Below are 19,739 nucleotides of genomic sequence, written 5' to 3' on the forward strand. Positions count from 1 at the left end.
TGGAAGCCGCTGCCGCGCCGGCCGCCGGTTGCGCCGGCTCGGGAAAGCTCGCGCCCGAGTTGTTCGCCATATAGACCACCGCGCGGGCGATTTCGAAGTCGCTGTAATCGTCGGGGCTCGTGCCGCCGCGCGGCGGCATCGCGCCTTTGCCGCTCAAGGCGGTATGCCAGAGCGTGTCGAAACCTTGCGAGATACGCGGCGCCCAGTCGGCGGTATTGGTGAATTTCGGCGCGCCGGCCGCACCCGACGCGTGACACGCGGAGCAGACGGCCTTATAGACTTCCTCGCCGCTCTTGTAGACGCGCGGCGCATTGGCGTCGCGAATTTCGACCTGCGCCAGCGGATGGATGCGGGCGGCGACTTCGGCGTCGGAGAGGGAGTCGGTGCCGGCGCCCGTGCGCGTCGAGTTATCGACGTAGACCGCGAGCAGAACGATGATGGCGATCGGCACAGCAAACCCGGCGATGACCGCGGCGATGAGCTGTGCAGGGGTTTTGATCGGGGCTCCGTGTGGTGCTTCGCTCATGCTTGTCTCGTCTCCGTGGGTATGTGAGCGGTACAGCGCGACGGCAACTTCTTGTTCTTTATCAGCCACGGACGATTATAGACGCAAGATTTCGGCGGCGGCGAGCGGCCCGAACGGTGTTCAGCAGGCGTTTACCCGAAGCGGGGCGGCCACCCGGATGGCTTCGCGGTGCGTCTCGCCGGCCGTCCGGTGGACGGTTCGGATGAAACCGGGTATCCTTGCGGTCTCTCGCTTTGGCGTTGCGGCCGTTCTGGTTGCAGTGCTTTCGCGTAGTTTCCCCCGTGGTGAAGCGCCCGTAGCTCAATGGATAGAGTACTGCCCTCCGAAGGCAGGGGTTGCTGGTTCGATCCCAGCCGGGCGCGCCACACTATTCTTGTCGTTCTCTGCAGCTTGTGCCTTTTCAGGTGCAACCGCTGTCAGCGTCACCATCCCTACCCCTAGAACCACGCCTGCAGCTACTCCCGCCGCGCGTAGGTTTCCCAATGCGCGATCCCATACTGAACGTTGATCTGCGTTCAGTTCGCACTCCACTTCTGCCAGCGTCTCGAAAATAGGCAACCCAGCCATTTCCGCAAGCAATGCGATTTCTGTTGCGTTCGGATTGCTGCGTCCCGCACGCCAGTTCGACAGAGTCGATTGCCGTACTCCCAGCGTGGTCGCGACAGCGCCCAATGAGCCTTGCTTACGTTTCGCTGCGTCGAGCAGTTCATCGACATTCATAAAAACCTCTTGACCTATTTCAAGGTTTGTGAAATTATCCAATTTCAAGAAACGTGAAATTTTTCATGTATCGTTAAACGGACTATAGCAGGGTTCAGTGGCGATGTACCCAATGGGTATATTTTTCGCCTGCGAAATTTTGGGGTTGTAACGGACGGGGGTTAGCTGTGCCTGTATATCGTGTTTATGCCTATACGCAGTGCGCGCATACGCGTGTCGCGACCATTGAGGTTCGTCGCGCTCGTAGTAGCGAGGGTGTACGAGAGAAAGCACGTGACGAGCTGTCGCGCCAAGGTCGCGAACCTAATTTCCTTACGCTGGTGCCGGTCGAAGTCGGCGCGCTAGCGAATCCGCTCCTTCAATAGTGATGAGGCCGGCTTGCGTACAGTCGGGTGCCGTCGCGTCGCTGGATTTTGTTCCGCGCGTGTTCGGTCCTGCCCGACCGCTGCCGGATGACGTTCGGGTGCGTCCTTATGGTGATGACGTACCTGAGTTGTGCGCGTGGTGTGGTGTCGATCGCGTGGGTAGTTGCGGTGCCTGTAGTGACTTAAGCGCGGTAGAGCGCTAAGCGTCTCACGTCGAGTGCGTGAGTCTGTTATCCGCCTGAAAAGGCTTTATTCATTGTGGATAGTAGTCCTAACCTCAAAGGGGTATTTATGAATTCGCAAAAGCTGAAGGTTCTCCAGGTCATCAATCGTTCGGGTATTGCCAGGAAGACTGGTAACGCATGGTCGATTTTTTCCGCGCAATGTGTGCTGGAACAGGAAGTGGACGGTAAGCCGCAGCTGCTCGTCGGCACGATCAATTTGCCCGATGTGCTGAAGGAAACGGAGCCGGGTGATTACCTCGCGAATTTCGCATTTTTCCAGTCGATGGAGGGCAAGCTCGAACCGCGTATTACGTCGTTGCAGCCATGGGGGCGTCCAATGGCGCGTCCGAAATCGGATGCGGTCCCGGCATAAGTTGCCTCGGTGCGGGCCGTGAAGTTTGCGGTCCGCTTTTTTCGCATGCTAAATGCGGGGGACGTGATGGCGGGAAGAGCAAGGAAAGCGGCGGCGGTGCCATTGAATGGGGATGTGTTTCCAGCGTCGGATGGTCCGGCGTTGCAGTTTGTCGCGCTCGATGTAATCGACATGCCGGAGCAGGTGCGGACGACGTTCGATGAGCAGGCGCTTATCGAGCTGGCGGACGACATCAAGGCGCGCGGGATTCTTCAGCCGGTGTTGCTGCGTACGCCGGTTGAGGGGCGGTATCGGTTCATCGCGGGCGAGCGTCGGATTCGTGCGGCTCGTATGGCGGGGCTGTCGGCAGTGCCCGCGCTGGTTGGTGATGTAAGCGAAGAAGCTGCGGACGATATGCAGCTTGCGGAGAACATCCAGCGCGAAGAACTGAGTTTGCAGGATGAGGCGCGGGCGATCCGGCGGCTGTATGACCGGCTCAAAAAGGTCGATCGGGTGGCCGGTCGCGTGAAGAAGTCGTCCGCGTGGGTATCGAAGCGGCTTGCGCTGACCTATGACGGCTTTGACTGGCGCGCGAGAAAGCTGCTTGAGGACGGCGTAACAGAGGACGTGGAGCTGCTGCAGGCGATTTCGAAAGTGGCTGAGCTGAGCGAGTCGCATGCATCAGTGCTGGCGTTGAATGTCCGTGAAGGCAAGGCGGGTCGTAAAGAAGCGAGGGAAGTGCTTGCGGGGCTGAAGAAGAAGCCTGCGGAGTCAACGAATCTTCCTGCGGGTGCAACGTCTCCTGCTGAATCGTCCTCGTCAGAACAAACGCCTGCGGATTCGTCTGCATCTGAAGGGAATGCGAAGGCACCCGTTGCCGCGTTCGATGGCCGGGTGGTGCTCTGGGAGCTGGCGGAAAACCTGCGGCATGAGCAGTGTCCTCCGGTCGATGAGCTGGTGAGCGAGTTTTCTGTTGAGCAGCAGGCGGCGATTCTGGATGTCTGTCGCGATGGGTTCGAGCTGGGCGAGTCGTGCGTGGGGTTCGAAGCGCTGCAACTGGTGCGACGTATATCCGGGATGCAGGCGGCTGAACATCTCGAAGACTGGTCGCTGGCGGCGTTCACGCTTGGCGCGTTTGCGATGCCGTTTGAGCTGGGGACGTTGCTCGCTGAGATGCGTATCGCGATTCACAACGGCTAGTTCAGGAGAGAAGGGAGTGGTGATGCAGAGTCTTCCGCCAGATTCAGTCGAGCAGATTGCAGGACAGCTAACGTTTCTGAATGTGATGCTGTTCGTGTATCTGCTCTGTAAGGGTGTCGGATATGCGTCTGCGGTGCTGGCGCGGCGCGATCCGCCAAAGAAGTTGATCCGTTCGAAGCCGGCCCGGTCGGACGAATCCTAATCGGTGGGCTAAATCAGGGAGAAAAAAATGTTTGCAATGTTGAAGGGTGTGAAGCGTGCTGCGGTTGGTGCGGCGGTTGCGGTTGCGTCGGCTGGCGCTTTCGCGCAAACCTCGGATGCCTCGACGTTCGATCCGACGGCAATCGTCGCGTCGATCAACAACGTGGCGCCGGCGCTGGTGACGGTCGGTGGTGCGGTCCTCGGCGTCGTGGCGGTGGCGTGGGGTATCAAGATGGTTCGTACGTTCCTCGGTCGTTGATGTCCGGGGGATGACCTGACGGTTCGCGGCGCTTTCCTTGTGGGGAGCGTCGCTTTTTCGTTTACGGGGCAGATATGAGTGCAGGGCTCGATGTGGTGGTGTGCGCTCCGGCGTCGGGCGCTGCGGCGGGGTCGGTGCTGGCCGGGGGGGCGGCGGTGTCGTGTGTGATGGGTGACGGGACGGCGGGCCAGCTGTCGGTAATGCGGCTGGATTTGATGGATACGGGTTCAGGTGCCGATGGTTCGGGTGCTGGCCTGGCAATCGGCGGTGCGGTGTTAGGTGTGCTGGCGGTGGCGTGGGGGCTGCGTCATCTGCGCGATTTTATTGCGGGTTCAGCGGGGGAATAGCGTGAGCTACTGGATCGAGCTGGTGATAGTGGTGGCGACGTGCTACGGCGCGGGAATGATTCTGTTCGGTTGACTTGCGGGGTGATGCGTGGGATTCGGCGTGCGGTTTGGTTCGTTCATTCTGTCCTGTGGCGTGCTGCTGTTCGGCATCCTGTTCACTGCGCCTCATGACGTTGCGTATGCGCAGCAGACTCCGTCGGGCGGCTCCGGGCTTATCAACCGGATTATCGAGAAGACGGTGGAGAGTAAGGCGGCGCAATTGGGAATTGGTGCGCTCGATAGCGTGGTTGGCGCGACTGAGGCTGCCATGTCTGCGGCGGCGGGTGCTGCTGGTGCGGGTGCGTGGCTGGGTGTGCTGGCTAGCGTTGCGGGGCCGTTGGGTTTGCTGACTCAACCGACGCCGCTAGGTGATGGTTCATTGACGGCGTGGCAGTTGAATCATGACGGGACGGTTTCGGTGTCACATGCGACGCCGGATACGTCGGGTGACGGGAGTGCCAGTCCGTTTTCTCCCTTGCAGTCAGGCGCGCCGTATTTTTGTGTAATTGGTGGTCAGGGTAGTTGTGCCCCGATTTACGGCTCATCGGCTGAGGCGATCTTGCAGGAATCCATGCAGCAGGATTCGGATAACCCCGTTGTTGACGGGGTGTCGTCAAATGGCTGCGACGTTGACAGTAATGGTAGTGGAACGTGTTCCTATACGATGGTGAGCCGGTTCACGCCTGCTGCTGGTGAAGTGAAGACCATGAAGGTGGCGAGGGTTTCGGACGATAAAGGGTTTCCGTTTGGAAGCTGTGATTCGGGTATGTATGGGGACAGTGGCTGTGTCACGTATGAGACAGTCAGGCCTCTTCCGCCGGTCACTGAGTCGGGTTCGTCCGCGTCGTCCGGTGTCCCGTCGTCTGATCTGGATGATCCGCTGAGCCCGATTATTGTTGCTGCGCTTGCTGACGCGCTTTGGGAGAGTGCTTCGCAGCAGTCCGGGTATAGCGGTATTCCTTACCCTGCGTCGAACCCTATAACGTCTGCGGATACGGGGGCTATTGAGAGTTCGAGTCCGTCGAACTGGCCTAGTGTCGGTAGTGCGTCGTCTCCGGCTTCTACGCCTTCGGGCGCCAGTAGTCCGTTTCAGATTACCTCGCCCAGTTCGGGTACTGACCCGGGCACAGGTACGGGCACCGATCCGGGTACCGGTACTGGCACTGATCCGGGAACAGGCAGCGGCACCGATCCGGGTACCGGTGACGATTCGGGTTCGTCTCCGTCAGATACGCCCGATCTTTGCCAGCTTGATCCGTCGATCATTGCGTGTCAGCAGCCTGGCTCTGCAACTGCGCCAACGTTGCCTTCGAGCGATGCGACGGTTTCGGTTACACCCGTTACGGTTGGCGCATCGGATGGCGTATGTCCTTCGCCGGTGAGCATCACGGTATTCGGGATGGGGCTCTCGTTCTCCTATCAGCCTGAGTGCGATTTCATGTCTCGTGTTCGTCCGTTCGTTCTTGCGGCGTGCGGGATTATTGCGGCGTTGATCTTCGGTGCGGGGCTTAAATCATGACCGGTCTGGCCGCGTGGTTGATGTCGCTGGCAGGGCCGCTGCTGATTCAGGCGCTCGTGGCGCTCGGCGTGGGTGTCATGACGGTGGTGGGTTTCGATGCAGCGTTCAGCCAGCTTGTGAGCTGGATCACGACAGGCGTGTCGGGGCTGCCGTCCGATATGGCTAACGTGCTGGCAATTGGCGGTGTGTTCCAGGGCGTGTCCTACATTCTCGGCGCGGTGTCGGCGCGGGTCACGCTGGCGGGTATCTCTGCGGCCAAAAGGTTCTTTCTCAAATGATCACGTTGATAACGGGTGTTCCCGGCAGTGGCAAATCGCTGTATGCCATATGGTCGCTATTGCCTGAGTTGAAACGGGGGCGACGGCTGCTGGTCGATGGCGTAAAGGATCTGGCTATCGATCACGTCATGGTCGATGAGCCGTGGATCCGCGAGTGGCATAAGCATGTGGAGCCGAACGATATCGTGTTCATTGATGAGGTCCAGCGCATCTGGCCTCCGGTGTCGGTCAGCACGAAGCCGACTGAGGATATTGAGAAGCTGCACGTGCATCGTCATCTGGGCGTCGATTTCGTGCTGGTGACGCAGAATCCGCAGCGAATGAACAAGACAGTGCGTGACCTGGTCGGGCGGCACGTGCATGTGCGGCGTCTGTTCGGAATGAACCGCGCGATGCTTTACGAGTGGGACTCGTGCCATAACGTCAGCAATCTGCGTGATGCGGTGAAAACTTCGTGGCGGTAGACGGCGGCTGATTCCATTGAACGATGCGGCGCTGTCGGCGTTGCGGGATCAGCAACGCTGGGTGGCTGACCACTGTCCAGGGTCTCCGTGGGTGTTTGGGGCGAAGTCGGGTGCGCGCATTACTACGCTGCAAAAGGGATTTGAGGCCGCGTGTAAGCGTAGCGGCATTGACGACTTCCGCATTCACGATCTGCGTCACACCTTTGCCTCTTGGCTCGTCATGGATGGTGTGTCGCTCTACGTCGTTCGTGATTTGCTTGGCCATTCGTCGGTGACGGTGACTGAACGGTATGCACATCTTTCGCCAGATCAAGGGCGCGTTGCGGTTCAGCGGTTGATGGCTCTGTAAGTGGGCGCACCCGGTCGAACGCTTTTAGGATATGGGCGAGGCTCCGGGCGGCCCGATACGATATTCGTAGATGTCCTACGGCGATACTGCGACGCCTATCGCGGTGGGGCCATCAAACAGCTCGGTATTAATGCGCTTCTTCGCGGCTACCGAGCCTTTGCCGATATGCCGGTCTACGACCTATTGCCGGCACTCATGGCCACGTGGCGCGACGAACGGCTCAAGCCAGATGAATGTTCTGTTCTCCGCGACTAACAAGGCGCGGCTCGAACGAGCTATTTTCAACCTATGTCCAAGACCTCGCCGTCCTCCCAGAAGTGTTCCTCTTGTTTCGCGGAATCATAGTCCTCTGTGCGTACGGCAGTTGTCCATCCGTCCGCCGTGGGATAGGCTCGCGTTCTCAAATCGGGTACTTGCATGAAGTTTTGTGCACTCGCGGGAACCTGGACACCTTGACTCTGCAAATGAGCGACTGTCTGCTGCACAAAGGCTGGCGGAGGCTGATAGTGCCCGCTTTGGTTGTTGATCTCGACAAGTTTCCCGTTGTTCACCTGCATTTCTCCAGCTGCTGCTACCGGTCGACTACCCAAGAAAGCTTGATGGCCACGACCGGCGTCAACATACAGATTTCCTTCCCCGTTCATGACGAATTCGGCATTCTGTCCTTTCGTAGACATTGGTTTGCCTCTTTGCATTAATAGACCGTTATTGACAGAGACCTTGACCCGTTCGAGATCCTTGCGATTCATCGGTGTCCGGTCCTCTGGTGGTGGCATATTCACTACACCCAGCGTATCGTATTTGTTGCCTGGCTGAACAGAATTTGTCGGGCTTGGGGGAACAAAAGCTTTGGAGTTTGTACTAGGCAACCGCACTCGGGGGCGTGGCGAAAGATTCGCCGTGTGCGAGGGGGAGGTGTTTTCGGGTAACCCGCTAATCGGTGATAGATGGGGGTGCGCGAGTACATTCGGAGTCGGGCGGGACTTATGTGTCGAATGGATGTCCGCTTCCGGTGGCGCCTCAGATGACCGTGAGAAAAGCAGTGATTTCAGTTTCACAATGATGTCCTGTTCTCTGATTGCAAGAGCTTGATCATGACGTAACCCATTAGCTTGTGCGAATGAAGAGCGAAATTTCTATCTAAATGACGAAGGTGGGCGTTGGATGACTCTCGGGGTCTTTGTTTTCTCATCGCGTCGATTGGCTAGTTTTCAGACATGCACGTTTGGCGATAATTACTTCTGTCCGTGGAGACAGTTAATGATTTCGTTTTCTGCTGGATTCGCACTACGGGATTGACGGGGTGGTGCGCAACGCTCCTCAGTTGTCTGCAAGAGTACTAACGGACAAAAAAAGTCTCGCAGTTCGGCGTGGCTTGGAACGAAAGGACATGCCGATGCAGGTCGATATTAGAATAGATCGGTGCGCATCGTGGAGATGATATGCGGTTGAATGCGTCCCTGTGATTTGATTTATGCGGTCGCTGGAATTGTGCTGTTGGATGAGAAAATACGTAGAATATGTTCGCGTAATTTGGCGGACATGCTGAAAATTGTTTGTAAGGTTTTCTGCCCTCCGAAGGCAGGGGTTGCTGGTTCGATCCCAGCCGGGCGCGCCATCCGCATTTCCGTAGATATCCCCTGAAATCCTGAAAAGCCCTGCCGGGTAAGGCGTTGCGGGATTTTTGCGTCCGGGGAAAGCCAGTGAATTCCGTTCAAAGCCGGGGTTTGCATATGCCCGGCGGTGTACCCCAAAATGGTTTTTCCTCGATTTCGATTCTGGGGTATCGGAGAAGGATCGCCAATGGTCCGCTGGCTACGCTGAAAAGATCATCCGCTACCTGGAACTGCATGTGTTTCCCTGGGTGGGGCGGCTTCCGGTCGATGACATCAAGCCGACTGAAGTCGTGCGTTGTCTGCACCGCATCAAAGAGCGCGGCCATCTTGAAACTGCGATGCGGGTCCGCGAGACTATCCAGCACGTATATCAATACGCAGTGGATACCGGCGTTCTTGAGCCAGCCAAGAATTTTGTGAATGGCCGTACTGGCGGACTTCCCGCAGTACGTAGCCGCCATTACCCGGCGATCACTGACCCCATGCAGGTCGGACAGCTGATGCGCGATATCCGCGCCTACAGCGGCCATGTAATTACCCGTGCAGCGTTGCAGCTTGCTCCATTGCTCTTCCAGCGACCGGGCCAGTTGCGCTTTGCCCACTGGGAAGATATCGATCTTGATGGCGCCGTTTGGATCTGCCCGCCTGAAAAAATGAAGATGCGGGAATGGAAGAAGCGGGATAGTCGTACGCCAGCCCACGTGGTGCCGCTTCCATTGCAGGCCATGGAGATCCTGAGGGAGTTGTATCCGCTGACTGGACCGAAGGGGCCAATTTTTCGTAGTGTTGCTAAGCGTTCGGAAGCGACTCGCTACATGAGCGAGAACACGATCAACAGTGCGCTACGTACGCTGGGCTACGACACGAAAGAGCAGATTACCTCTCAGAATTTTCCTGTATCCCCGACAGACACGATTGAGGCACCGCACGGAATGTGAACGCATTACCAGTAGACGGATGAAGAGTGTTCGCAGATGTCGTGGGATTACCTAACGAACGCTCTAGGGCTGCCTTGCCGACTTTTGGGGCTAAACTCGCTGAAAATGTTTAGTCGAAGCCACAGAAGAACAATAGAGAAATGAGTGATGGCAGGATAGGCTTACGCCGGTTTTGGGCGCCATGTCTGCTTTGGCGTGAATGAGCGGAAGTAGCGCCAGGGTAGTCAGTTGCGACCAGCGTTACGAGATAAGGCTTTGAATCAGGTGTCGGTGTGTAGGCTCGATCTGCGGTAATTTTGTACTTGTGAGTCAGACGGACCTCGAGGCGCGCAAGAATCGCGTGAGTCAGCGGGTCGTCGTCGATAGATCCACGATGTCCATTTTTTCCATTACAATTGAGGATCAAAAAGTGGACATGGAGTTCTCGTATGCCTGCGGTCGTGTACCAGAAATTCGAAGAAGTCGAATCGAGGCTGTCGCAACTCGGCCTCACCCGCGAAATTATGATCGAGATCGTGCAAGCGTGCGTCGCGGGATATGCAGGCTGTACCGACAACGATCCGCCGGGTGCCCCGGGCTATTCTTCGTGGCGACACGGCGTCCGTCGAAGCCGTGAACTGCTTCGACCGTTGGGTTGGCTCAAAGACAATACCGGCGGGCTTGCTACCTGTCTGAATCGTGAGAAAAAGGTCCGACTGGCTATCCTGAATGCTGATGACGGGGCCGGTGTTCCTGATCGTGTTCCACAGAATCGCTCTAAGAAGGGCCCGAACTCGGAACGCGCCGCCTTCAACAATAAGCAGGTTCATCAATATACGTTGCCTGATGCCGATGACTGGCCGTCTCCTGACGGCGACTCACCGGTCACTAATCTCAGCGAATATGCTACGTGGCACGTTTGCGTTTTCATCAAGGGCGACAACGTCCAGGCCGAATTGTCGTTGCTGGGAGATTTCGATGCTGGCTACGCTTCCGAGTGCCTTGAAAAGGTGATTCTCGTGGCGCCTGGGGAGTGGAATACGCCAGTCCGTGATCAAAATAGCAGCGATGATGATGACGATCTCGACTCATTCCCTATTGAAGTAACCCGTAAGTAAGCATGTTTAATCCAAGCCGACTGAGTCTCGCTAGGCGCCGACGCAAGTTCACGAAAAAGGCTCTCGCAGAGCTGCTGGGCTGTGATCAAAAGACAATCATTCGGTATGAAAGCGGCGAAGCTGAACCGCCGGAAGAAAGTTTGAATGCGCTTTCAGGGGCATTGAATTTCCCAGTTGCCTTTTTTTCCGGCAACGATATTGATGAGCCACAGCCTGAAGCTGCGAGCTTCAGATCGATGAGTACGATGTCTGCTCGCGAGAGGGACGCGGCCCTCGCCGCTGGCGCATTTTCGTTTATTTTCAACGACTGGATCGACGCGCGGTTTCATCTGCCTTCACATGCCCTCATTGACTGTAAGGACTGTGCCGATCCCGAAGCAGCAGCACGAGTTCTACGCGAGGAATGGGGACTTGGAGAGCGCCCGATTACAAACATGGTGCATCTCCTTGAGGCCAAGGGTGTAAGGGTATTTTCGCTCGCTGAGAATACTAAGACGGTCGACGCCTTTTCTATGTGGAGGAAGGAGACACCCTACGTCTTCTTGAACACGCTTAAGACTGCAGAACGCAGTCGGTTCGACGCTGCGCACGAACTAGGACATCTTGTCTTGCACAAACATGGTGGTCCAGAGGGGGGAAGGGTTGTCGAAGATGAGGCTAACCAATTTGCCTCGGCATTTCTGATGCCAGAGGGAGATTTGAAAGCAAGGCTTCCTCGTGTCAACGCAATAAATCAGATTGTGGAAGCCAAAAGGCGATGGCGAGTATCGGTCGCCGCTCTGAATTATCGATTGCATCGCCTTGGCATTACCACTGATTGGCAGTACCGTAACTTCGCGATTCAGATATCGCAGCATTTTCGGCAATCTGAACCATACTCCGTTGAACGTGAAACCTCGGTTGTTTGGGACAAGGTTATGCAGATGCTGCGTGCCGATGGTATGACGAAGCACTCGATCTCGAGCGCATTGTCGCTACCGGTTGCGGAATTCGACAACCTTTTGTTTCGCCTCACCAACTATCACAGCATCGAGGGCGGCGGGTCCACTCGTGGTAAGAGCAAAGCCAAACTGAGCGTGGTATAGCAAAGCAAGCGTTGCGGGATCGTTATGCAACGAATGACAGTCGTACCCCGCAAGCCACCATCGTAAGCGCGCCGCGACGATATGCGTCTCGGACTTTCATAGGTCGACGTTGATACGTATGCCCCGAGACTGATTGCAGACTATCAGCGTCTCCAAATACGTCGACGAGGGGAGGGGAACTGCGGGACAGTGAGGGCATCAAGCCTAGATAATTACTCGAAGCGAAGAGGATGGTTGCGTACGGTGTTCTCGTGCGCGTTGCTGACTGCACCGGTATTGATCACGCTGAGATATTCGTCCTGATTCCGAAGTACCTCATCAGTAAGCAAACCACGCGTATGCAACGACACATAGAGAGCTGCAGCGTAGGCTTGGCAATTGATGGAGCGCTCCGGGTTAAACGCGATGTCCGAAAATGCATGGTACGTCAGTACGACCTCGGCAAGCTCGGGCTTCTTGTGTAGTGCGTTAATGTAGAGCCAGTCGTAGAAGGCAGTGCGCGGCTCTAGCGGCCAATCTGTGCCGAAGAATTGGAATTTGACCAGCCGACCATGCTGGTTGAGTCGTGGGTCGCGCTTAGCATCGATTGATTTGACCTTAAGCAGATCCTTGAATGGGCCGCCACGCTCGAAAACCTTACTGGCCTGATATGCGCACTCGAGACTGAATTCTTGTTCATAGCGAACAGTCTTTATCATCAGGTTGAAGGCACTGAGGCGTACACCGGCATCGTCTCGTGATTTGCTGGATATTTCCAAAACGCTGTTTACGTGCAGTTGCTTCTTTGCCTGCTCATGCAGCGAATCAATGGATTTTTGTGCTTGACTCTTTGCCATGCCTGGTGACCACTGAAATTCGACGTGATGCGTCGAGACGAGCAGTGGCCCGCTTAGCGTTGGAGTGAATATTGGACGTTCAGCCATGAGTTATACGTTTCATTTCCAGTGAGCGTAGTCGGGACGGGCCTTGAAAAGGTTGGGCCCGAGCGCGACCTGCAAACCCGGATGTAGGGCCTTGACCGAGCCTTGCATTGTAGTACTCGGCACCCACACACCGGGAATATAGCTGCGAGGAACGCCTTTCAGCATCAATACTTCGGCCTGAGGATTGGTGGGGTAGCAGTCCTTGATTCCTAATTGAGCACGAACTTTCGTTTCATAATCAGCATACATGCTGCGGAACGCTTCAACGGCCTGCCGTCGTTCAATCGGAATGGCAGAGATATGGCCGCTCGCGGCGTTTGCTGCGCAGAACGCGCATGGGAGTTGCCAGAGTGCGGACGCATCGACAGCAACGACAACCCAGTCCGTGTCCTTGTTGTCTTGGCGAAGACCCCAGAACATTTTGTAATTGGGAAAACCGATCGACAGACACACTGCGTCAGTATGGTCGTGGCGCTCTTTGTCATTTAATGCACCAACATTACCTTCGGTCACCAGCACATCGCGAGTGATGAGCCCTCGCTGCTCAATCGAGCCGAGGTTTTCCAGCCTCGTGAAGTGCATTAAATATTTGATGCCCCGTTCCTTCGCAAAATCTTCTATAGGATTTTCCATGCGGTCCTCGTTAATTTCTTATTGGTATTACGAGGAGCATTGTACTTCGCGGATCTTGGTGTCGCGATAGTTAGTGTCAAGAGCCATAACCGAGCCTGTGGCGGTGGCAGGCTATGACAATTTCAAGCTGCGCTACTTCGCTTGGACTTCGTCGACGGATCGCTGCATCGAGCGTGTCGCTCAGTCGTTGTTCACAGGCGTTACCCCGCAGCGGAGCTTCTTGGTCTTTTCTGGGGCGACGTTCTGGTTGCGTTCATGCTGGGCCTTCCAGTATGGAAGAGACGCCCGTTCGTTTGGCGGCATTACTCAGGATCGCAATAGTCACCAACGGGACGATTTCGCGATTGACTCGCTCTGGCAAAAAGATCGAGTGTATTTTTCGATACGGTCAAAGTGGTTTGAGGAATAATTACCACGCTTCTGCGATACCGGGGCAAGGGTTAACCCTTGGTGATTGTTGACTGATTTGTGATGTCGGTGGTGATTGCACTTCTGGGCACGATCTAGTACTGTGTTTTTATACAGTGCGAAAACCGTGGGAGAGCTATGTTCGGAAAAATCGTCAAAACTTACTTCATCGCTACGGCTCTCGCACCTGTGTGCTTTTCGTTGAGCTATGTGATCTCTCTCAAGCAAGGGTTTTGGCCATGGGGACTCGTTATACTCGCTGTAGCCATTGTTCTTGGCGGATCATGCATAGGGATTGTGAACTTGGCAAAGACACACTTGGAAACGGTGCCTATTACGATAAAGAAGGCGAAGTCGGCAGATAAGGACGTTATCGGGTTTTTTGTGGCATACGTTTTACCTCTGTTTTTCGCAAAAACAGTGACGTTAGAGCCGACGGCAATATTAATTTTTATAGCTTTATTGGCTTTTGTGATTTGGGGCACTCATTCAATTCAAGTAAATCCTTTGCTTGGAATATTCGGTTATCACTTCTATGAGGTGGATTCTGAAAATGGGATTTCATTTTTGCTTGTCACAAAGAGAAAAATAGTTAACGTGAAAAGCGTTAAGACAGCCGTTCAGCTAACAGAATATTTAATACTAGACAGGAGTTAGCCGTGCCCGAGAATTTTTTGAATTTGTTCGTCCTGACTGATATTAATGAGTCTCGCGTGATGAGAGTTTCGGTCACCCAGGAATTGCAAAAGTCAATAACCGAGTTATTTATAGGGCAGGAAGAGAAATTTTTCAATGGTGTCGAAACCGATGATTACTATAAATTCGATGGTAAATATCGTCCCGAGGAGCATGAGCTGTTGTACATTGAGGATTTTGATGATATTGACAAGTTGGGGGCGGCAATTGCTGATCCGCTGGGTTATCCCGAGTTGAGCATAGAGAATGGCGGGTTGGAGCACGTCCATGCAGTATTTTCGGGATATTCGGATCAGGGTAAAACCCGAGTGTTGGCCCAAGCTTTTGATCGACGGCGAATTATCAGTCCGAAGGGTTTTTCAATCATCCATAGTAAGGATAAGTTCACAAAATTTGATGGGACGGGCCTTACCCTTGATAACAAGCTGACAGCTGTTCTTGACGGCGCAAAATTACTATTTTCTAGTTTTCACTTCGTTAGGACGATTTTTGACGTTTCAAACTATTTCAAGGAGGCGACCGATGCTGATGTTAAGGAATTTTGTCGAATTGCAGAAAAGCCGCCGGAAGCCCAAAAAGCATTTCTCGACACATGCGATGCATGGACCCGTCGAAAAATTGGTTTGATCCGCCAATCTGGTATTTTGGACAAGACGCCCGCCGATCAAATCGCGAAAGTTGCTGTTAGCTTTGACATCGAAATCAAGACGCAAGAGGTGGATGGAAAGACTACGATTATTTTCCCCGAAACTCGCGCTGAGTTGAAGCGAGTCCTTAGGTTTTTGGATGAAGACTATTATCAATCACCTCTTAGCGACGCCCGTTATATATCAAACTCAAAGACTGTTGCCAAACCTGCCAAAGGTGCGGTGAAGCCATAGAGGTTCGAGCATAGCGCCACGAACGTCCATTCCATTGCGTAAAGGCACGTTGCGCTTTAATCACGATATCTGTCCTTGGAGACTTAAACCGGCTCGTCGTGCAGCTTGTTCATGCGTGATGGGCCACCCAAGGCGGATTACTAGCGAGGGCGTGCCGTAATAATTTGTAGCAAAAAATTGTGGCGACAAGATTGCTACCCTCCAGGGCGTACCCACAAAAGGTGGCCTCCTGTCAGTGCCTTATCTGACGCGCCTCCCGCCGATTTTTTCGATCCCAGCCGGGTTCAAAACCCCTCAAACAACCGATCAGAAAAAACCAACCCCGCATCCGCAGTCAGCGCCTCGAAGCACGTATCCTCGACAAACGGTAAGCCGGCCGAACGGCGCCCATTCACAAGAAGCCGGATCATGCTCGAAAACGCAATCATGTTCTCGGCGCTTTCGCGGCTTATCGGCTTCTCTCCCGGCGTAAACGACTGAAACACCTCGCCATTCGCTTTAAAGTAGATGGGGATACCCGGCAATTCCCCGGATATCAAAGAGGTTGTGTACCTTCGCCCGGAAAAATAAGCCTCGGGGTCGGCCAGAATCGAATGACAGAACGGAAGAAAACTATCCAATAGCTGTGTCTCCACAACGTTGAACAGGTGATCCGTAGCAACGGTAATATTGGTTAAGCTTCTCTCCAGTCGCTGACTCGCCCTCTGATGGAATCCGTCCAGCATGCTGTTGAGATCATGGAAGCCCCACTCCGCCAAAAAAGACGCGGCATGTTGATGTGCCTCGGCGACGTCGATGGTCCCGCTTCCATTGCGCAAGACGTGTTCGATTAACGCAAAATACAATGCGCCCGCCGAAACTTCGACTTCCTTTCCCTCTACTGTTCTAGCGTTTCCCTGCAGCGCAACCCAAAGAAGATAGTTCATCACGGAGCCGGCTCCATGGCGGCCGGCGAATTTTCCCGTCAGCAGCAAATCCTCGGCGACACCATTGATCAGCCACGTGTAGGTTCTCGCGTTCGGGCCGCCATGTATCAGTTTCCAGAGAATTTCATATGCTTCGCCCCCAAACAGGTCGTACACGACTTCGAGCTGAACGAGGACGGCACTCGCCTCGAGCAAATGCTTCACGCCGACCCACGAATACACTCCGCTACCGACTACGCCGGCCTTATCCAGCAAAGAATCCAGTTCCGTATACTTCGACACGAATTCCAGCACGTCCTGATCTATTCCGTTCATGGACGGCGCATGCCTGGACAAGGGCAGCGGAATAGGTTGCGATGCATTCCTGCTTTGCCAGTCTTTTAGCTTTCGTTGCAGTTTCGGCACATTCTTGTAATGCACGAAGTACTGCCGCAAGATGCGCTGGCCTACGATCGTCGACATCAGATCGTGCGAGTGTCTAGCCTCATGAAAAAAACATGACAGATAGGCGAGAAAGATCCCCACCGTTCTGTCGCTGGGGTCGATCTTTTTGAAGTGCTCGAAATAGTCGCGAGCCGCTTCATTGAATCGGGATTCCGATCGCAGCGTCTCGTCTGGGCCGTGCAAACCCAACAGCCGCTGGACAGCTTGGGAAACGGCCGCCGGGGTTGACTCGAGTCCAAGTCGATCGAAGTCGATGTAGATGGCCAGGCTGTCGGTCAGAGCCTTGGCGAAGCCATCACTGCCATACAGGGCGTTCAACGATCGGCCTTTTCCGCGAGGATCTTGCGAAGCTGTTCGGTGGACTCGGGATCGTCCGTATTCAGCTCGAAAATCGTGCCGTCGGAAAATCGGATTGGAACGACCTTCGACTCCTTTGAGCGCCCCATATATCGCTTGCAAACAATCTCGATGATCAGTTTTGCGGCGATGCCTTGCGCGGCGGCACCCACCACCTTCAGGAGTATCCAGCCGATGGCCGCGCCCGATATCGGATCGAAGGAGAGTTCGTCTTTGGCGGACTCGCTGTCTGGCTCGGGCAGCCGGTAGCTTACCTGGCAGTTTTCGGAAAGCTCTCGTGCAACTTCGGCAACGTCCTGTCCCATGTCGACGGGAAGCTGTATGCCAAACTTCACGGTTTGCTGAGTCATGTTATGCGCTCCTGTTTCTTGATTTGAATTCGGACATGATGCGAAAAGCGGTTGAGCTGCTGCCCAGGCTATGCAGGCGCGCGACAGTCATCAGCACGGCGTCCAGCGGCTGAGCGGACAATTGCGACGCGGGCGGGAGTGGTTTGCCTAATCTCTCGCAGCAGAATAACAATCCCGGTACGTCCTGGACTTTTCCATAGATACGCGCGGCCTGGCCATACACGGTTTCGTGTTGCTGCTTTGGAACGATCTCGTCAATGTAGGGAAGATATCGGTCGACGTGAAACGCCGCGCCGACGTAGTCCTCGATCAGTCCGTAGTAGCTCGCCATACCCACGTGCGCGCCGAGCCGTTCCTTTCGTTGTTCATAAGCGGCGAGATTCAGAATGACCTCGAAAAAACCTCGCGCGGCATCGATGGCGGCATCGGTGGTGTCGTCGGTGGCTTCTGCGCCGAGTTTTAGCCACATGTTGCCGGCAGTGAGCAGATTGGCCAAATAGTATTTCGCGTCGTCTCGAACCCACTTTGCAGCAAGAACACCGAGCCACGCGACGCGTGCCGCAAGCATTGCCTGACCATTGACCTCCAGGTGCTCTGCATAGACGCCCAATTGCTGCGCGAGCCATGGCGTCGTCGCTTTTTCAAGCCACCTGAACTTCTTCTCGCTGATCGTCTCGGCAGACTCCGCGTACTGAATCAGCGATTGGAACCGCTCGATATCCTCAGACGTACGAGCGAGTTTCGCTGTCCCCGGTTCTTCAGGAACATAAAACTTCAGGAATGCCGGCGTCGGGGTCGTCTCGGTCACGGTGAACGTCCAGATAGGTACGGGTAAAACATAGCTGAGCGGAATGCGGCAGGCAAGCCGGATTCGACGTCTTCAGCATGGATGGTTGGCGGGCGCTCTATCAGCTCTGAGCGCAACCGCGTGTTATCGGACGATGCCGGGTGCGAGGGTTCGAGCGGAGCGTACGTGGTTCGCGTTTCAACAAGCTTGTTGAAAGCCGCCCGCCCCATTAGAATCCTTCGGTCACTGGGGAGTAGCCTTCCTTCATTCTTTGAAGGAGAGCGCGTCAACATACTTGGCCTGCGGGTCATGGCGCGTTCGACCGGGTCGGTTTGGCGAGACCATTGACGCACTGCCTCGTTCCGGTCGGACGGGCGGCGGTGCGTCATGGGTTCGTCATCTACGTCCGACCGCGGAGTTTGCCCTGTGAATCACCGTCGCCCATCGTCAGTCTCCCCGCGTGTTTTTGCCTTCGCTTATTGCCCGGTTGATCCGGTGAGCGGCCGCGCTTTTCGCGCACAGCCGGGGAGCCACGCATGACCGGTCTGTTCCTCGAACTCGCCTGCATGCTGGTCGTCATTCTGGTGGCGGCCGAACTCTTCACCAATGCGCTGGAACATCTCGGCGAACGTCTGAAAATCTCCGAAGGCGTGACCGGTTCGCTATTCGCGGCGGTCGGCACCGCGCTGCCCGAAACGCTCGTGCCGCTGCTCGCGATTGCGGGAAGCCAGGCCGGCAGCTCGGTCAATCAGGAGATCGGCGTCGGCGCGATTCTCGGCGCACCGCTGATGCTCTCCACGCTGTCGACGTTTCTGATGACGCTCGCGATCCTGCGCATGCGCGGCGTCAAGGGCTGGATCACGCCCGAGCGCACCGGCTTCACGCGCGACCTCAACTATTTCCTCTGCGCGTTCCTGCTCGCGGCCGTGGCGATGTACGTGCCGCACGAGCAGATCATCGTGCGCGCGCTCTTCAGCGTCGCGCTGGTCGGCGTGTACGTCACCTATGTGGTGATGACGTTCCGCGCATCGGGCGGGCTCGTCGAGGCGGGACACGGCACCGAAGCGCCCGGCAGGATGATGCTCGCGCGCATCGGCGTGCCGACCAATCTCGCGACGATCGCGCTGCAACTCGCGCTCGCGGTCGCGTTGCTGGTGTGGGGCGCGGAGGGCTTCATCCACGGTGTGCGGGGCGTGTCGGCGGCGCTCGGCGTATCGCCCCTGCTGCTGTCGCTGCTGATCATTCCGATCGCCACCGAATTGCCCGAGAAGGTCAACAGCATCCTCTGGGTGCGGCGTGGCAAGGACACGCTCGCGTTGGGCAACATCACCGGCGCGATGGTGTTCCAGGGGACGCTGCTGCCCGCGATCGGCATTCTGCTGACGCCGTGGACGCCGCGTATCGAAGTGGTGACGGGCGTCGTGATTACGCTGGCCGCGGCCGCGTGGCTGCGTATCAACGTACGCGAGCGGGGCTTGCGGGTCGGCGCGCTGCTCGTGTGCGGGGTGCTGTATGCCGTGTATCTGACGGTAACGTTGACGCGCTAGGCGCGGCAAAGCGGGCTTGCCGCTGTGTTATCGGCAGGATTCCGACGGACTTGAGGCCTGTGCCGGCGAATCGCCTGCCGCCCCGGTTTACCGGCGCTTCAGCCGGGGCGGAGCGACGAATATGCGGGTTATTCCATAAAGTTTTTCCTGAGTGGGCCGATACCCCAAACAAGGCGGGCGGCAAACGAACAGCAGTTGCCTCGTTCGC

General features: G+C 55.9%; 20 protein-coding genes, 1 tRNA gene, 2 pseudogenes and 1 riboswitch. Of the genes and pseudogenes, 15 read left to right on the forward strand and 8 right to left on the reverse strand.

Annotated elements, in window-relative coordinates; all coding sequences use genetic code 11:
• Positions 1-526: c-type cytochrome (locus tag F3J20_RS26870; protein ID WP_167285240.1), on the reverse strand; the 526-nt coding region annotated here is incomplete at its 3' end.
• A 289-nt stretch (positions 527-815) separates the two neighbouring features.
• Between F3J20_RS26870 and F3J20_RS26875 the strand changes: the two genes are divergently transcribed.
• Positions 816-891: transfer RNA gene (locus F3J20_RS26875), tRNA-Arg, on the forward strand.
• A gap of 196 nt (positions 892-1,087) precedes the next feature.
• Here F3J20_RS26875 and F3J20_RS32265 read toward each other — a convergent pair.
• Positions 1,088-1,246 (reverse strand): annotated as a pseudogene (locus F3J20_RS32265) (helix-turn-helix transcriptional regulator); the annotation flags it as partial.
• Positions 1,247-1,902: 656 nt separating this feature from the next.
• Here F3J20_RS32265 and F3J20_RS26885 point away from each other — a divergent pair.
• From F3J20_RS26885 to F3J20_RS26920, 8 genes and pseudogenes are all read left to right on the forward strand, one after another.
• Entirely contained in the window at positions 1,903-2,208 is a 306-nt protein-coding gene (locus tag F3J20_RS26885) for a cellulose synthase (RefSeq protein WP_167285242.1), read from the forward strand.
• Between the two features lie 18 nt (positions 2,209-2,226).
• Positions 2,227-3,387 (forward strand): ParB/RepB/Spo0J family partition protein, encoded by a 1,161-nt coding sequence (locus F3J20_RS26890; protein WP_167285244.1) that lies wholly within the window; start codon positions 2,227-2,229, stop codon positions 3,385-3,387.
• Positions 3,388-3,616: 229 nt separating this feature from the next.
• Complete coding sequence (locus tag F3J20_RS26895) at positions 3,617-3,847, forward strand: major capsid protein (protein WP_167285245.1); 231 nt, start codon at positions 3,617-3,619, stop codon at positions 3,845-3,847.
• 74 nt (positions 3,848-3,921) lie between these two features.
• A complete protein-coding gene (locus F3J20_RS26900; protein WP_167285247.1) occupies positions 3,922-4,194 on the forward strand; it encodes a major capsid protein in 273 nt (90 codons plus the stop codon).
• Between the two features lie 88 nt (positions 4,195-4,282).
• A complete protein-coding gene (locus F3J20_RS32575; protein ID WP_167285249.1) occupies positions 4,283-5,752 on the forward strand; it encodes a virulence factor TspB C-terminal domain-related protein in 1,470 nt (489 codons plus the stop codon).
• The gene (locus tag F3J20_RS26910; RefSeq protein WP_167285250.1) at positions 5,749-6,030 is read left to right on the forward strand and encodes a DUF2523 family protein; all 282 of its coding nucleotides are present in this window, start codon (positions 5,749-5,751) and stop codon (positions 6,028-6,030) included. The genes F3J20_RS32575 and F3J20_RS26910 overlap by 4 nt, the downstream gene beginning before the upstream one ends.
• A pseudogene (locus F3J20_RS26915) lies at positions 6,027-6,479 on the forward strand (zonular occludens toxin domain-containing protein); the annotation flags it as partial. The gene F3J20_RS26910 and the pseudogene F3J20_RS26915, both read left to right, overlap by 4 nt.
• 31 nt (positions 6,480-6,510) lie before the next feature.
• The gene (locus F3J20_RS26920; protein WP_240162923.1) at positions 6,511-6,843 is read left to right on the forward strand and encodes a site-specific integrase; all 333 of its coding nucleotides are present in this window, start codon (positions 6,511-6,513) and stop codon (positions 6,841-6,843) included.
• A gap of 281 nt (positions 6,844-7,124) precedes the next feature.
• On the opposite strand, the gene F3J20_RS26925 is transcribed toward F3J20_RS26920, so the two are convergent.
• Entirely contained in the window at positions 7,125-7,592 is a 468-nt protein-coding gene (locus tag F3J20_RS26925) for a hypothetical protein (RefSeq protein ID WP_167285254.1), read from the reverse strand.
• 935 nt (positions 7,593-8,527) lie between these two features.
• Between F3J20_RS26925 and F3J20_RS26930 the strand changes: the two genes are divergently transcribed.
• From F3J20_RS26930 to F3J20_RS26940, 3 genes are all read left to right on the forward strand, one after another.
• Positions 8,528-9,397 carry a hypothetical protein gene (locus tag F3J20_RS26930; RefSeq protein WP_240162924.1) on the forward strand — a complete coding sequence of 290 codons (870 nt, stop codon included), beginning with the start codon at positions 8,528-8,530 and terminating at the stop codon, positions 9,395-9,397.
• 428 nt (positions 9,398-9,825) lie between these two features.
• A complete protein-coding gene (locus F3J20_RS32275; protein ID WP_240162925.1) occupies positions 9,826-10,494 on the forward strand; it encodes a hypothetical protein in 669 nt (222 codons plus the stop codon).
• Positions 10,495-10,496: 2 nt separating this feature from the next.
• Positions 10,497-11,579 carry an XRE family transcriptional regulator gene (locus F3J20_RS26940; protein WP_167285260.1) on the forward strand — a complete coding sequence of 361 codons (1,083 nt, stop codon included), beginning with the start codon at positions 10,497-10,499 and terminating at the stop codon, positions 11,577-11,579.
• A gap of 212 nt (positions 11,580-11,791) precedes the next feature.
• On the opposite strand, the gene F3J20_RS26945 is transcribed toward F3J20_RS26940, so the two are convergent.
• Positions 11,792-12,502, reverse strand: coding sequence for a hypothetical protein (locus F3J20_RS26945; protein WP_167285262.1), 711 nt, complete (start codon positions 12,500-12,502; stop codon positions 11,792-11,794).
• Between the two features lie 12 nt (positions 12,503-12,514).
• Positions 12,515-13,135 (reverse strand): DarT ssDNA thymidine ADP-ribosyltransferase family protein, encoded by a 621-nt coding sequence (locus F3J20_RS26950; protein WP_167285264.1) that lies wholly within the window; start codon positions 13,133-13,135, stop codon positions 12,515-12,517.
• A 546-nt stretch (positions 13,136-13,681) separates the two neighbouring features.
• Here F3J20_RS26950 and F3J20_RS26955 point away from each other — a divergent pair.
• Together F3J20_RS26955 and F3J20_RS26960 are read left to right on the forward strand one after the other, a co-directional pair.
• Positions 13,682-14,200 carry a hypothetical protein gene (locus tag F3J20_RS26955; protein WP_167285266.1) on the forward strand — a complete coding sequence of 173 codons (519 nt, stop codon included), beginning with the start codon at positions 13,682-13,684 and terminating at the stop codon, positions 14,198-14,200.
• A gap of 2 nt (positions 14,201-14,202) precedes the next feature.
• Positions 14,203-15,120, forward strand: coding sequence for a DUF4868 domain-containing protein (locus F3J20_RS26960; RefSeq protein WP_167285267.1), 918 nt, complete (start codon positions 14,203-14,205; stop codon positions 15,118-15,120).
• Positions 15,121-15,404: 284 nt separating this feature from the next.
• Here F3J20_RS26960 and F3J20_RS26965 read toward each other — a convergent pair whose 3' ends face one another.
• From F3J20_RS26965 to F3J20_RS26975, 3 genes are read right to left on the reverse strand one after another with little or no spacing between them, the layout of a single operon-like run.
• Entirely contained in the window at positions 15,405-16,808 is a 1,404-nt protein-coding gene (locus F3J20_RS26965) for a hypothetical protein (RefSeq protein ID WP_167285269.1), read from the reverse strand.
• Positions 16,805-17,197 (reverse strand): hypothetical protein, encoded by a 393-nt coding sequence (locus F3J20_RS26970; RefSeq protein ID WP_167285271.1) that lies wholly within the window; start codon positions 17,195-17,197, stop codon positions 16,805-16,807. Before F3J20_RS26970 ends, F3J20_RS26965 begins: the two co-directional genes overlap by 4 nt.
• 1 nt (position 17,198) lies before the next feature.
• Positions 17,199-18,005 carry a hypothetical protein gene (locus tag F3J20_RS26975; protein ID WP_167285273.1) on the reverse strand — a complete coding sequence of 269 codons (807 nt, stop codon included), beginning with the start codon at positions 18,003-18,005 and terminating at the stop codon, positions 17,199-17,201.
• Positions 18,006-18,220: 215 nt separating this feature from the next.
• Positions 18,221-18,396, forward strand: a riboswitch (yybP-ykoY riboswitch).
• Between the two features lie 124 nt (positions 18,397-18,520).
• On the opposite strand from F3J20_RS26975, the gene F3J20_RS26980 reads away from it, so the two are divergent.
• Positions 18,521-19,531 carry a sodium:calcium antiporter gene (locus tag F3J20_RS26980; protein ID WP_167285274.1) on the forward strand — a complete coding sequence of 337 codons (1,011 nt, stop codon included), beginning with the start codon at positions 18,521-18,523 and terminating at the stop codon, positions 19,529-19,531.
• The last annotated feature ends 208 nt before the right edge of the window (positions 19,532-19,739 follow it).

It is taken from the genome of Paraburkholderia sp. Cy-641 (genome assembly GCF_011752945.1).
Taxonomy (GTDB): domain Bacteria; phylum Pseudomonadota; class Gammaproteobacteria; order Burkholderiales; family Burkholderiaceae; genus Paraburkholderia.